At 51.8% G+C, this 12,672-nt stretch carries 11 protein-coding genes; 4 read left to right on the top strand and 7 right to left on the bottom strand.

The window, feature by feature from the left end:
• Positions 1 to 58: 58 nt before the first annotated feature.
• The 3 genes from trhA to NMQ00_RS05050 all read right to left on the bottom strand — a co-directional run bounded on the left by trhA (position 59) and on the right by NMQ00_RS05050 (position 4,744).
• Positions 59 to 730, bottom strand: a complete 672-nt coding sequence (gene trhA, locus NMQ00_RS05060; protein ID WP_255178209.1) for a PAQR family membrane homeostasis protein TrhA — start codon at positions 728 to 730, stop codon at positions 59 to 61.
• Between the two features lie 95 nt (positions 731 to 825).
• On the bottom strand, positions 826 to 2,268 hold the full coding sequence (locus NMQ00_RS05055) for a carbon starvation CstA family protein (protein ID WP_255178208.1): 1,443 nt from the start codon (positions 2,266 to 2,268) through the stop codon (positions 826 to 828).
• 190 nt (positions 2,269 to 2,458) lie between these two features.
• On the bottom strand, positions 2,459 to 4,744 hold the full coding sequence (locus tag NMQ00_RS05050; protein WP_255178207.1) for a bifunctional 2',3'-cyclic-nucleotide 2'-phosphodiesterase/3'-nucleotidase: 2,286 nt from the start codon (positions 4,742 to 4,744) through the stop codon (positions 2,459 to 2,461).
• 195 nt (positions 4,745 to 4,939) lie between these two features.
• Here NMQ00_RS05050 and NMQ00_RS05045 point away from each other — a divergent pair, with 195 nt between their 5' ends.
• Together NMQ00_RS05045 and NMQ00_RS05040 are read left to right on the top strand one after the other, a co-directional pair.
• Complete coding sequence (locus NMQ00_RS05045) at positions 4,940 to 6,235, top strand: Y-family DNA polymerase (RefSeq protein ID WP_255178206.1); 1,296 nt, start codon at positions 4,940 to 4,942, stop codon at positions 6,233 to 6,235.
• Complete coding sequence (locus tag NMQ00_RS05040) at positions 6,232 to 6,561, top strand: YolD-like family protein (protein WP_131437869.1); 330 nt, start codon at positions 6,232 to 6,234, stop codon at positions 6,559 to 6,561. The genes NMQ00_RS05045 and NMQ00_RS05040 overlap by 4 nt, the downstream gene beginning before the upstream one ends.
• On the opposite strand, the gene NMQ00_RS05035 is transcribed toward NMQ00_RS05040, so the two are convergent.
• Positions 6,558 to 8,102 carry a SulP family inorganic anion transporter gene (locus tag NMQ00_RS05035; RefSeq protein WP_255178205.1) on the bottom strand — a complete coding sequence of 515 codons (1,545 nt, stop codon included), beginning with the start codon at positions 8,100 to 8,102 and terminating at the stop codon, positions 6,558 to 6,560. The two genes, NMQ00_RS05040 and NMQ00_RS05035, sit on opposite strands and share 4 nt — an antisense overlap.
• Before the next feature lie 213 nt (positions 8,103 to 8,315).
• Positions 8,316 to 8,720 carry a hypothetical protein gene (locus tag NMQ00_RS05030; RefSeq protein WP_255178204.1) on the bottom strand — a complete coding sequence of 135 codons (405 nt, stop codon included), beginning with the start codon at positions 8,718 to 8,720 and terminating at the stop codon, positions 8,316 to 8,318.
• A gap of 313 nt (positions 8,721 to 9,033) precedes the next feature.
• On the opposite strand from NMQ00_RS05030, the gene NMQ00_RS16360 reads away from it, so the two are divergent.
• Complete coding sequence (locus NMQ00_RS16360; RefSeq protein ID WP_369696453.1) at positions 9,034 to 9,624, top strand: YcxB family protein; 591 nt, start codon at positions 9,034 to 9,036, stop codon at positions 9,622 to 9,624.
• 101 nt (positions 9,625 to 9,725) lie between these two features.
• Positions 9,726 to 10,322 (top strand): YcxB family protein, encoded by a 597-nt coding sequence (locus tag NMQ00_RS05025; RefSeq protein WP_255178203.1) that lies wholly within the window; start codon positions 9,726 to 9,728, stop codon positions 10,320 to 10,322.
• 196 nt (positions 10,323 to 10,518) lie between these two features.
• Here NMQ00_RS05025 and NMQ00_RS05020 read toward each other — a convergent pair whose 3' ends face one another.
• Both NMQ00_RS05020 and NMQ00_RS05015 read right to left on the bottom strand, forming a co-directional pair.
• Positions 10,519 to 11,160, bottom strand: a complete 642-nt coding sequence (locus NMQ00_RS05020) for an ABC transporter ATP-binding protein (RefSeq protein WP_255178202.1) — start codon at positions 11,158 to 11,160, stop codon at positions 10,519 to 10,521.
• A 12-nt stretch (positions 11,161 to 11,172) separates the two neighbouring features.
• The gene (locus NMQ00_RS05015) at positions 11,173 to 12,663 is read right to left on the bottom strand and encodes a hypothetical protein (protein ID WP_255178201.1); all 1,491 of its coding nucleotides are present in this window, start codon (positions 12,661 to 12,663) and stop codon (positions 11,173 to 11,175) included.
• Positions 12,664 to 12,672 lie beyond the last annotated feature (9 nt).

Below are 12,672 nucleotides of genomic sequence, written 5' to 3'. Positions count from 1 at the left end.
TTTCAACATTTCATTTCCTTATATTCAGAAAAAATAGACGCCCCCTAGGACGTCCGTTTCAAAGGCCTGTATTCGGTGCCACATAAAGCAAAATACTGAGGAAAACGAGCACACTTCCAGCGAGGACGAACATATGCCAAATCGCATGGTTGAACGGCAGTTTCTGCCACATGTAAAAGACGATCCCGACCGAATAGGCGATCCCTCCGGCAAGGAGTAACATGAAGCCGTTATGACCGAGCGACTCGTACAGCGGACGGATGGCGATGAGACAAATCCAGCCGAGACCGAGATACGTCACGTTCGACACCCACATGTATTTCCCCGTCGAGAACAGTTTCCAGACGACCCCCAGCACGGCGACGCCCCAGACGATTCCGAACAATGTCCAACCGAGCGTCCCTTTGAGCGACACGAGCGCGAACGGCGTATAACTTCCCGCAATGAGTAAGTAAATCCCCGCATGGTCGAACACTTGGAGCACGCGTTTCGCCCGGGGATGTGGAATCGCATGCATGAGTGTCGAGAATAGGTACAGTAAAATCATCGATGCCCCGAACACGCTCACTGCGATGACGTTACCTGTGCTTCCCGTCTCCGTTGCCGTCATGACAAGCAGTATGAGCGCGACGATGCTGAAGATGACACCAAGCCCATGGGTGATGGCGCTCGCAATCTCTTCCCCGAGCGTGTCGGCATGGAGCATGTCTTTTAGCTTCTCTTGATCCATTCAGGTCCCACCTTTCAAATCTATTCCTCTAGTATGGTCATTTCCCGATTTTGTTGCAAACAAAAACATGGGCCGAAGCGACCCATGTCTGTGAATTATGCGACATCCTTCACCGGGACGTCACATTCCATATTTTGTGCCCGCATCGCTTTGGCGCGCATGTGGAACAAGACGAGCAACGTGATCGTCCCGATGGTGGCGATGACGTACGGGATGACCCCATCCATCTTGAAGCCGATCGGTGCCGTCAAAATGTAGAACCAGACGGCGTACAACATGAACGTCCCCGGGATGAGCGCGATGTAATGGTTGCGCCCTTTGATGTAGAGGTACATCGAACCGACGAACAAGGCGATGACCGCCGTCGTCTGGTTGGCCCAGTTGAAGTATTGCCAGAGCATCTGGAAGTCCATGTTCGTGAGCACGTATGAGATCGCGAAGAGTGGCAACGCGATCCAAAGACGTGACGAGAACTTCTTCTGCGCGACTTTCATGTAGTCGGCGATGATCATCCGCGCACTACGGAACGCCGTGTCCCCTGACGTGATCGGTAAGACGATGACGCCAAGAATGGCGAGTGTGCCGCCGATACTGCCGAGCATGAGTGTCGCCACTTCTTGGACGACGAGTGCCGGCGTACCGGTTTGAATCAATCCGAGCAGTTCGCCTGGTTCAAAGATAGCCATCGCGGCACCCGCCCAAATCATGGCGATGACCGCTTCGACGATCATCATGCCGTAGAAGATTTCACGGCCGTTACTCTCTTTCATCGTCGTCCGCGAGATGATCGGTGACTGCGTGGCGTGGAAGCCTGAGAGCGCCCCACACGAGATCGTGAAGAAAAGGAGCGGCCAGATCGGCAAGCCGTCCGGGTGCATGTTCGTGAGCGTCATTTCTGGAATCTTGTAGCCTTGTGCGAACAGACTGACAGCAATCCCGATGGCACTGATCATAAGCAGCGCCCCGAAGAACGGGTAGATGCGCCCGATGATCTTATCGACCGGGAGCAGCGTCGCCAAGATGTAGTAGGCAAAGATGCCGAAGATGACGATTGTGAGTGTCGTCGCGTTACCGTCGAACAAGTTGTTGATCATGTTACTCGGTGACGTGACGAACACCGTCCCGACAAGAAGCAAGAGTAAGAGTGCGAAACCGTTGACGACGTGGCGAAGCGAGCGACCGAGGAACTTCTCGGCGAGCTGCGGCAAGTGCGCCCCGTTGTTGCGAAGCGAGATCATGCCCGTCAAATAGTCGTGCACAGCGCCCGCGAAAATCGATCCGAAGACGATCCACAGAAACGCGACCGGTCCGTAGAGCGCCCCCATAATTGGTCCGAAAATCGGTCCGACGCCGGCGATGTTCAACAGTTGAATCATCGAGTTCCGTTTTTTCCCCATCGGCACGTAGTCGATGCCGTCCTGTGACGCATAGGCAGGCGTCGTCCGCTCTTCCTTGATGCCGAACGTCTTCTCGACGTAGCTGCCGTACACTTTGTACCCGACGAATAGAATCGCCAAGGCAATAAAGAATGTAATCATGTGTGCTGTCCCCTTTTGAACGTATGTAGCCGGTCCCCACCGGCCCCGAAAAATGAATCCCGATATTTTACATATATAATGTAAACGCTTACGTGATTGATTATACAGTAGTTCCCCTTTTTTCGTAAGAGGTTTTGTTCACTTTTTTGACACAAAATAAAGCCCTCAAAACTGAGGGCTCGTTCATTGATTATCGAAGAGCCGGGGCACCGACATGGCCGGCTCCGACGACTTTCGTTTCTTCTTTCGTTTGACCATCGAGTTCACTGACGACCGTCATGGTTTGACGAAGTTTGAGCGGTTTCACAGATAACGTATACGTGCCGTCCGCTTTCGCTTTCGTAGTAGCAAGCACGCGCTGTCCGTCTTTCAACGTGACGTTCGCATTCGCCGTCGTGACACCCGTCACCACTTTCGCACCCGGCTTGATCGTGTCGACCGAGAGAACGTGCTCGACTTGTTCGACTTCTGTCACGGGATCGAGATCAATCGTGTATGACCGGAAGAGACGTCCGGCCGCGTCAACGCGTGTCGCGTCCGTCGCTTCGATCCCTTCGTATAAGTCGACATACTGTTTCCCGGCATCTGCCGTCTCGAATGTGGCGAGACGTTTCGCATCGGCGACAACTTTCCAGTTATCATCGACTTTATAATCGACAGCGCCACGGCTCGCGATAATATAGTCCGAGATGACGTTACGCGTCTCGTACGCTGAACGGTAGACGATGCTGTTGCCGCCCCCAAGACCTGGGAATGAACTCGAACCGGCACGGTAGTTGTTCGTCGCGACCAAGAACTCTTGGTCCAACGTGATTGGCTCACCGTTATATTCGACGTTCTTCACACGGTTCGCTGAAGCGTTGACGAGCTTCCCACCGACATCAAACTTCGCAGGTCCCGTCACGTCGATCTCATACGTCAACCCGTCCAAGATGTCGAAGTTGTAGCTACGGAATGCAAGGTTCAAGAGCGGTTCCCCGTCCGTTTTCACTTGCTTGTACGCCCCAGCCGACATCTCGAGCCAGTCCATGACGTCTTGCCCGGTCACTTTAACAACTTCGAGCGTGTTCGGATAGACGTACAAGTCCGCCACGTTCTTGAGCGCGATTTGACCTTTCGGAATGTTCGTATAGTAACCCGCATCCGTCAACTCGCGACCGCCTGCCTTGAACGGGGCACCGGCCGAGAGGAGCGGCAACCCTTTATATGGGGCGAGGTCCGGGTTCGTCTCGAGCTCTTTCTCGACGAACCACTTCTGCGCGTTCGTCACGAACTGCACAGACGAATCGTCACGGACGAGCGCGAAATAGCTTTGGATGTCATCTTGAATTTCGCCGACCGGACGGTTGATGTAATCGATCGTGGCCAGGTGGTCGTCTTCGATAATCGCTTGAATCTCGACATCGACCGGCGTGTTCGCCGTGATCGTGTCGAGTTTGGCCGTCGCATCGAGGACACGCCATGCTCCGTCAACTTGCTCGAGCTCGAAGTCGATGACGCCTAAGTCCTTCCCTTGGTTGTTCGCCATGACGACCGGCTTTCCGTTAATCGTCCCTTTCGTCATATCGACGTTCGGGAACGAGGCGAACATCCCTTTCGCGTCCGGGAAGCGTCCATGCTGGTGACCCGTCATGACCATGTCGAGCCCGTCAATTTTCGTGAGGGCGTAGCCGACATTCTCTTCATCGTCACGTTGTTCATCCGCGAGTGCGGCACTTTCGCCGATTCCCGAATGCGCGAGGGCAACGACGACGTCCGCGCCTTGTGCTTTTAGTTTGCTGACCGCTTCACGCGCCGACGGGATGATATTCTCCGCCGTCACACGGCCTTGCAAGTTCCCCGAGTCCCACGACATGATTTTTGGCGGCACGACGCCGAACACACCGACTTTGATCGTATGTGTCTCCCCGTCCGTGTCCGTGACCGTCCGCTCGATGATTTGGACCTCTTGTCCGTCAACGTTGAACTTCGAAACGATTGGGTTCCCCTCTAGATCTTTGACGTTCGAGTTGACGAAACGAAGCTTCCCTTTCGACCCTTCCATCGCGTCATATAAAAATTCGAGACCGAAGTTGAACTCGTGGTTGCCGAGTGTGACCGCGTCAAAGTCGAGCGCCGCCATCGCTTTGTACATCGGATGCTCGAACGTGCCCGGGTTTCCTTGGTGTACTTCCCGCACGTAATCTCCGAACGGCGTCCCTTGAATCGTATCGCCGTTATCGAACAGGAACGTGTTGTCGGCTCCCGCTTCCGCACGATGTTGTTTGATGAGTGTCGCGACTTTCGTCAAGCCGATCGTGTTGTCGACTTTGTCTTGGAAATAGTCGTAGTTCGTGATGTTCGTATGTAGGTCTGTCGTCTCCAAGAAGCGGAGCTTTACAACGTCCTCTGATGCGAGCACGTTCGGTGCGTGAAGTGGTAATGTCCCTGGTAATACGAGCGCTGTCGCAATCGTCCATTTCAAGGCTGTTTTCATGTTCATTTCCCCTTTTTCCAAAAATGTTCCAACATCTTTCACTATATCACCGGCTTGTAAACGCAACCATTACTTTTTGTAAATTAATTCTCAAATGTTCTATCCAATAATTTTTTCGATTTCTATTTGAGACGGCGTGAGACCATGATACGATGAGAAAAACAGAACGTTTGTTCGTAAAAAGGAGAGGTGGCTATGCGACGTCGGATTTTTTGTATCGACAGCGTCTCGTTCTACGCCAGCTGTGAGTGCGCCGCCCGCAAGTTAAACCCATACAAGACAAAGCTCATCGTCTTATCGAACCTACAGGACCACGGCGCCCTCGTCCTCGCCGCGACGCCGCCGATGAAGAAGCTCGGCATCAAGACCGGCTCTAGACGGTTCCACATCGACCGCCTGCCATGGCACGAGCGGCGTCATGTCATCTACGCCGAAGCGCGGATGAGCCATTACTTGAACGTGTCCGTGCAAATCGTCCACATCTTGCACCAGTTCGCGCCCCCGGAGGCGATCCGCGTCTACTCGGTCGACGAGACGCTCGTCGACTTGACGGGGACGGAGCGACTGTTCGGGAACGATGCGCACGTCGCCCGTCTCATCCGTTCGACCGTGTTCCGCTACACCGGCATCCCCGTCACGATCGGCATCGGGCCGAACAACGTCCTCGCCAAGCTCGTCCTCGACCTGCATGGGAAGAAGACGGGCGTCGCCAGCTGTTTCCTCCACGATGTCGAGAAGGTGATCCACCCGGCCCCGATCGGCAAGATGTGGGGCGTCGGTGCGAAGATGGAAGTCCATCTCCGGCGGCTCGGCATCGACACGATCGGCGACCTCGCCCGCTATCCGCTCGAGATGCTCCATGAGAAGTTCGGCGTCATCGGCGCCGAGCTGTGGCATCACGCCTGGGGCATCGACGAGTCGCCGACGATCCTCCCGCCGAGCTCATTGTTCGGGGCGAAGCGTCAACGGCCCCGGACGATTGGCCACGGCATCACGCTCATGAAAGACTATACGACGTATGCGGCCATCCGGCTCGTCTTGCAGGCGATCGCCGTCGAGGTCGGCATGCGGACGCGACAGGCCGGACTCGTCGGCGGTAGCGTCCATCTCGGCGTCCGCTACACCCGGACGAGCGAACGGCGCGGCTTCAGCAAACAAAAAAAGCTCGTCCGCTTCACAGCGGACGAGCGCGAGTTCTTGCCGATGTTGTTGACGCTCTTCCTCGACGCGTGGGACGAGACGGAGGCCGTCCGTTACGTCTCGGTCGCCCTCGGCAAACTCGAGCCCCGGAGCGACCACGTTCAGCTGTCGTTCTTCGAGGACGAGTGGGCCCGGGCGCGCCGGTTCGACTTCCTCGACCTCGTCGATAGCTTGAACGTCCGCTTCGGCCGCGGCACGATCCGCCCGGCGTCGAGCTTATTGAAAGACAGTCCGCTCCGGACGCGGCAACGCCTCATCGGCGGACATAAACAAGGAGGTGAATCGTCATGAGCCAGACCCGCTACAAAGACCGCGGTGAATTGAAATGGATCCCGTTCCTCATGCCCGAGCACGTGGCGCTCCTGAAGAAATATTACGCCCACGTCCAAAAGATCGAGCTGCCTGACTTGGATGAGCAGTTGCTCTACTTGTGGCAGACAGAGCTCGAGCGCGCCATCCGTGAAGGCGATGCCGTCGAGCTGACGCTGTTCGACAACGGCATGACCCATACCGTGCGCGGTTACGTCCACGCCATCTATTACGCCGAGCGTGAAGTCGAGCTGTTCGACACGGACGTGCGCCGTATTCCGTTCGGTCAGATTCTGTCCGTCCGTTAAGACGCGTCGATCGCTTCCTGCGTCGTCTCGAACGTGTCGACGTGGTCGAGCACGCCGTAATGCGTGAGCGTCTGGTGCACGGGTGCCGACAAGTGCGCGAAGACGACACGACGGTCGGCCGCTTTCAACTCCCGGACGACGCGGCGAATCTCTTCGACGGCCGTCACATCGATGACCGGACAGCGGTGGAAGTTGAAGATGAAGACGTCGGGCTCGTCATGGATATGATGCAACACGTGTTCGAACATCTCGATCGCCCCGAAGAAGAGCGGTCCCTCGACACTGAAGACGACTTGGCCGTCGCGCGTCACATACCGTTCCGTCTGTTCGCGGACGTCGATCGTATCGGCCATCCGTTTCGCGAACAAGGCGAGCGCACAGATGACCCCGACCTCGACGGCGACGACAAGATCGACGAACACGGTCAGCCCGAGCGTGATCAGCAGGACGAGCGACTCGGCCGACCGATGCTTGAGCATCTCGAAGACGTGGTGCCGCTCCGACATGTTCCAAGCGACGCGCATCAAGATCGGGGCGAGCGCGGCCAGCGGGACGTAGCTCGCGAGCGGTGCCAGCACGAGCACGGCGAGGAGCACCGTCAATCCGTGGATGACGCCGGAGCGACGGCTGACGGCGCCGGCTTGAATGTTCGTCGCCGTCCGGGCGATGGCGCCGGTCGCCGGGATCCCGCCGAAGAACGGGACGACGACGTTGGCGAGCCCTTGCCCGAACAGTTCCTTGTCCGGGTTCATCTTCGTACCGGCCATGCCGTCCGCGACCGCACCCGACAATAACGACTCGAGCGCCCCGAGGAAGGCGATAGCGAACGCCGATGGAAGGAGCGTCGCAATCAAATCGAGGTCGATCGCGAGCCAGCTGAACTCCGGCAACCCGCTCGGGATGCCGCCATAGGCACTACCGATTGTCGCGACTTCCCCTGGGATGACGAGACTGACGAACGTCGGGACGAGCATCGCCATCAATAGAAGCGGCAATTTGACAGGCAGTTTCGGTACGAGCCAGAGCGTCAAGAAACCGACGGCGGCAATGAAGACAGGCCATAAGCTCGCTTCATTTAACGACGTCACGAGCTTCAGTAAATTCTCGTGGAAGTGCGGCGCCTTCTGAAACGAGATGCCGAACAGTTCATCGAGCTGGTCGACGAAGATGACGACGGCGATCCCGGCCGTGAACCCGATTGTGACGGCGCGCGGCATGAAGCGGATCAGTCGTCCGACGCGGAGCACGCTCATGAGGAACAAGAGTAAGCCGGCGAGGAACGTCGTCACGAGCAACCCTTCGTAGCCATGCGCGAGCATGACGCCCGAGACGATCGGGATGAAGGCGCCGGTCGGTCCGGCGATTTGGAACGTCGAGCCCCCGAATAGGCTGACGAGGATGCCGGCGATGATGGCCGTATACAGCCCGTACACTGGTCCGACGCCCGAGGCGATCGCAAACGCCATCGCGAGCGGCACGGCGACGACCCCGACGGTGATTCCAGCCGAGATATCTCTCTGCCATCCTTGGCGTGATGTCATGAAGTTGTCCATTCTTGCATTCCTTCTTTCCATTAGGTCGAAAACGAGTTCAGTGTACGCCTGTCCCCGCCCTTTGTAAACGACTCTGGCGAAACGTTAACACAATCGACAAAACAAAAAGACGCATCGCGATGGATGCGTCGAAGAGTGACCGGGGTACAACAACAAATTCATATTTCAATCAATCGAGAGGTCGCGAACTGTTTCAGTGCGTCACATAATACGAACAGTGTGAAGATCCCCGTTCAAACTACCTTGTAATTTCTTGTCATCTGTCCATATCAAATATCCTAATCCTTCGACATCGTGTCGGATTTGATCGGTTTTCCGATAAATCTCCCCGACCTGCACCCCCACCTGCGAAGCTTGTTCTTTCGTCATTGCATGTAAAGAAAGAGGGGCATCCCCGAATAACTCTAACGTATACGTGAAATCAGCAGACACGTAGAATTGATAAAAATCTGGAGCAGCCCCTTGAACCGCATGATTCACGGACTGATAATACAATTTCGTAGCGGCATACTCTGCCATCAGTGCGTCATAGTCAAATAAAACAGGCTTTCCGTAAGCGACTTCTTTCGGAATCCGCAAAACCAGTTCGTGACCGTCTTTTGACACTTTCCATGCGTCATGCCACGCACCTTCACCAAGAAAAATTGGTGCGGTGACACCAGCATGTCGGAACGCCTTGATTCGTTTTTCTGTGGTCCTTTATTGAATCGTCATCGACATATTCAATCCTCCATTGTTCAACTTTATTTAGCGTATTACCTTGACTCGAACGACCAAGGTAACTTTATTGGAAATTACAGTAAATACTTTGTTATTGTTATTCTAAAGTGAAACACATAAAAAAAGGTAAGTCGTGATGGCAATAAATACAATCACTATGTGAATGGTATAAAAAAACGTCTACAGCGTTACTTAGAAAATGAGGGATAACACGATGAATACAAAGTATCAACTGACTTTCGAAGATTTTATGGCGTTACAGAAAGACTCGTTTAAAAGAATCAGGTTACATCAAATCGGATATACCGTCATATTGACACTCTTAATATCAATGGTCTTCATGTCAGCATTTGCTATCATGATTCTCATATTGCCTAAAAGTATTTATTTGTTTTCTGAAACGTTATATTTCATTCTTGCAGCATGCTTAAGTATTTTACCTGTCATTTTTATGAGGCCACTTTTTAAAAAGTTTTATGACACGATCATGATATTTCTATATAGATTGCTTTTTAAAAAAGAAAATCGATGGCCACGAAATATTACATTACATATCCATCAAAGTGGGATACACCTGAATTCCTCTAATCATCAAATAAACAAAAACATGGATGTGACCTGGGCATCGATTAAAGATGTGGGTGAAGACGACAACTATCTTTTTTTATACTACGAAGACATTGAGGCGATTATTCTTCCGAAAAATAACCCTTCTTTGACTGAAACTGAGAACAAAACACTTTATAAGTTAGTAAATCAATACTTGAACCGTCACGTAGTAAATGAATAGTGGGATAAAATTGAGCAACATGCATAACATGCATCACTTACTAAAAGACAGAACAATAAGAAGCAACCGTCACACAATTCTACTCAAAAAAGGATGACACGATGAATATAAAGTATCAACTGACTTTCGAAGATTTTATGGCTCTACAGAAAGACTCATTAAAGAGAAGCGAGCATCACCAAGCTAGATACAATATCACAACCATCGCACTCGCCATGATGGTCTTCCTGTTCGGCTTTATCGTTCTTCATATCATATTGCCGATGTCTCTCTATTTTTATAATCTTTATCTGAATTCAGAGAACACATTTAAGCTTATTGTAGTGTGTTTAGCCATCATCCCCGTCATTTTAATGAGACCACTTATAGGAAAGTATTACGATTTCGTCACGCTTCGCAAACTTAAATCTGCTCATAAAAATGATAAGCGATGGCCGCGCGACGTGACGTTGCACCTTCATGAAACCGGGATTCACGTAACTTCGTCTTATGTCAGTGGGATTAAAAAAACCGATGTGGCATGGGAGTCCATTAAAGTTGTTGGCGAAGACGACCATCACCTCTTTTTATACTATGAAATGAACGAAGCCATCATTATCCCTCAAATGATGACTGAACTGAATAAGTCAGAAAATAGGGCGTTTCATGATTTAATAATGCAACACTTGAATCGTTACAAAGAAAACGAAAAAATTTGATTAACTATTATAAAATGAGATAAAATCTAACACGTTCATTACCTACTAAAAAACCAAAGGTGCATCCATCACGCGATGGATGCACCTTAGTTAATTCGTCGGTGCCTCGACGACTTGATCGCCCTCGTCTGCCCCTTTCCTAAGCAGACGGACGTGACTGCCAAACAGCCACATGACGACGAGCCCGCTCCTCCTTTCATACAATCTTCTCCAACTTACTTCGATTGATGCGATATACATCCTCACACAGATAGTCGATGTCTTCTTGATTATGACTCGTCATCAAAATTGTTTTTCCATCATCCCGAAACGCGAGTAACAACTCCCGTAGCGATTGGACGCTATCATGATCTAACGCGTTGAACGCTTCGTCCAAAATCAAAATCTGTTGGTTCTCCATAATGGCTTGCGCGATGGCAAGCTTCTGTTTCATCCCAAGCGAATAGTTTTTTACTTTCTGTTGATTATCCGGATTCAGTCCCAACACCAACATCGTTTTCCGAATCGTCTCTTCGCTAATCTTGTTTTTGATTTGCGCTAACTCATTCAAGTTCTCAAACCCGGTCTTATTGGCAATATAGCCTGGACGATCGATGATGATACCGATGTCCTCTGGAAAACGATGGTCCTTCCCCATCTGTTTCTCTCGGACGTACACCTCACCTACATCCGGGAAGACGAACCCGCACATCATTTTAAAAAGTACCGATTTTCCCGATCCGTTTGGTCCGACGATTCCAACGATCCGTCCTGGTTGAATCGATAAGTCGACTGCGTCAAACAACACATTTCCTTTATATGACTTTGTCACATTTTTTAATTCAATCACTGCAGACATGGTCATCCTCCTTTAGACATGTAAATTTCTTCTGAACAACAGGTGCACACTCGTCATCAATAAGATGACCGTTCCCGCTAATATGGACAATACGTATAAGATCGAGTGCGACTCGAGTACGACCAAAGCGTTCATCCCGACCGGTAGCCAGCCGACGTTCAAGCTCGGGAATAGCAAGATTGATAATACCCCCAATACCATCGGCACCGCATACGCCTCTCGAAGCAACCAAGTCACGATAAAGCAGAGCAACGTATAGACAAGTACTTGTAACACGGTGCTGACAAATAGAAACGTGACCACGGTCGGGAGCGAGTACCCAAACGCACCTTCGAAGCCGAACTCCAGGCGCATGAGCTGCCCGACGAGTAACGTCGCTCCGATCAGACAGCTGATCAGCACCACGAAAAACATCACTTCTCGGACAATGATCGTATGGAACCAGCGATGAGGACTCTTATAGCGGATGAGCTTATAGTGACTAATTTCTTGCAGTTCTCGCTGCATCCGAACCTGACTCATATACGTCGCCCCAAAGAAGAGAATCAAGTACGACATGAGCGACTGATAGGAAAAGTAATCCGAATTCACCCCGATGAACGTCATTGTCACGAGCTCGCTGCTTGTTGTGAATTCATTTGAAGACATCATCACGGTATATGAAATATGCAATAGTGCCAAACCGCCATATATCACATAGCCGCCGTAATCTTTCCACCTGCCCCAGTCTATCCGTTGCAAGGTCGTCAGCTGACCGAACATCAAATGTTGCCCCGCGCCGACACCGATAAGGACGAATGTGGCGACGAGTAAACTCGAATAGGAGAGGGACGTCATCGAGATCGACAAATACGTCGTCGGCGACAAAAACTTCAGCTCCTCCGGAAGCGCCTTAAACCCAAAAACACCGAAGAAGAAAGTTACCATCGCCTGCGTATATAGCCAACCTTTCTTTTGATGGAGAAAAAATACCCCCGCGAGCGAGAAATGGACCGTGACAACAAATAAAAGCCACAACAACAACTGCATCGGGAGCGGAGATAAAGGAATCGAGAATCGCTGCTGTAACACGCTCGTCGCATTCACATCATCGATCCATTTCGTATAGCCGCTCCATCCTCCTTCATAAGGCAATCCAATCGTCATGAGCAAACTGAGCACGAACAAGACGGTGAACAGTGGAGTGGTCTCGACGAGAAACAGTTTCAACGTCCGGTAAGCCCAGCCCCGAGGCGTCGCGACCCGAATAAACACTTCATGACGGCTCTCCCGAATGAGGATGCCGACCGATAGAAACAACATGACCGGAAACACGAAATACGTCAATAGATACATGTCGTTCATGAGCGCATAAAATCCATCCCACATGTTCACCTTTGTCTGTTGTAGGCGCACCACTTCCATCATCTCGCGCTTCAAGACGAGGCTGTACAGCAAAATGATCACGAGCGCGAGGAGCCAGATTCGTTTCGTAAACTCATATCTCAAGCGTTCAACAACCATGACCCATCC

Source organism: Exiguobacterium aurantiacum, from assembly GCF_024362205.1.
Classification (GTDB): Bacteria; Bacillota; Bacilli; order Exiguobacteriales; family Exiguobacteriaceae; genus Exiguobacterium; species Exiguobacterium aurantiacum_B.
The sequence above is the reverse complement of the archived record's forward strand: the minus strand, read 5'-3'. Positions and strand labels throughout refer to the sequence as shown.

Coding starts and splice junctions, on each gene's coding strand:
- trhA (WP_255178209.1), bottom strand. CDS start 730: ATGGATCAAGAGAAGCTAAAAGACATGCTCCATGCCGACACGCTCGGG.
- NMQ00_RS05055 (WP_255178208.1), bottom strand. CDS start 2,268: ATGATTACATTCTTTATTGCCTTGGCGATTCTATTCGTCGGGTACAAA.
- NMQ00_RS05050 (WP_255178207.1), bottom strand. CDS start 4,744: ATGAAAACAGCCTTGAAATGGACGATTGCGACAGCGCTCGTATTACCA.
- NMQ00_RS05045 (WP_255178206.1), top strand. CDS start 4,940: ATGCGACGTCGGATTTTTTGTATCGACAGCGTCTCGTTCTACGCCAGC.
- NMQ00_RS05040 (WP_131437869.1), top strand. CDS start 6,232: ATGAGCCAGACCCGCTACAAAGACCGCGGTGAATTGAAATGGATCCCG.
- NMQ00_RS05035 (WP_255178205.1), bottom strand. CDS start 8,102: ATGACATCACGCCAAGGATGGCAGAGAGATATCTCGGCTGGAATCACC.
- NMQ00_RS16360 (WP_369696453.1), top strand. CDS start 9,034: ATGAGGGATAACACGATGAATACAAAGTATCAACTGACTTTCGAAGAT.
- NMQ00_RS05025 (WP_255178203.1), top strand. CDS start 9,726: ATGAATATAAAGTATCAACTGACTTTCGAAGATTTTATGGCTCTACAG.
- NMQ00_RS05020 (WP_255178202.1), bottom strand. CDS start 11,160: ATGTCTGCAGTGATTGAATTAAAAAATGTGACAAAGTCATATAAAGGA.
- NMQ00_RS05015 (WP_255178201.1), bottom strand. CDS start 12,663: ATGGTTGTTGAACGCTTGAGATATGAGTTTACGAAACGAATCTGGCTC.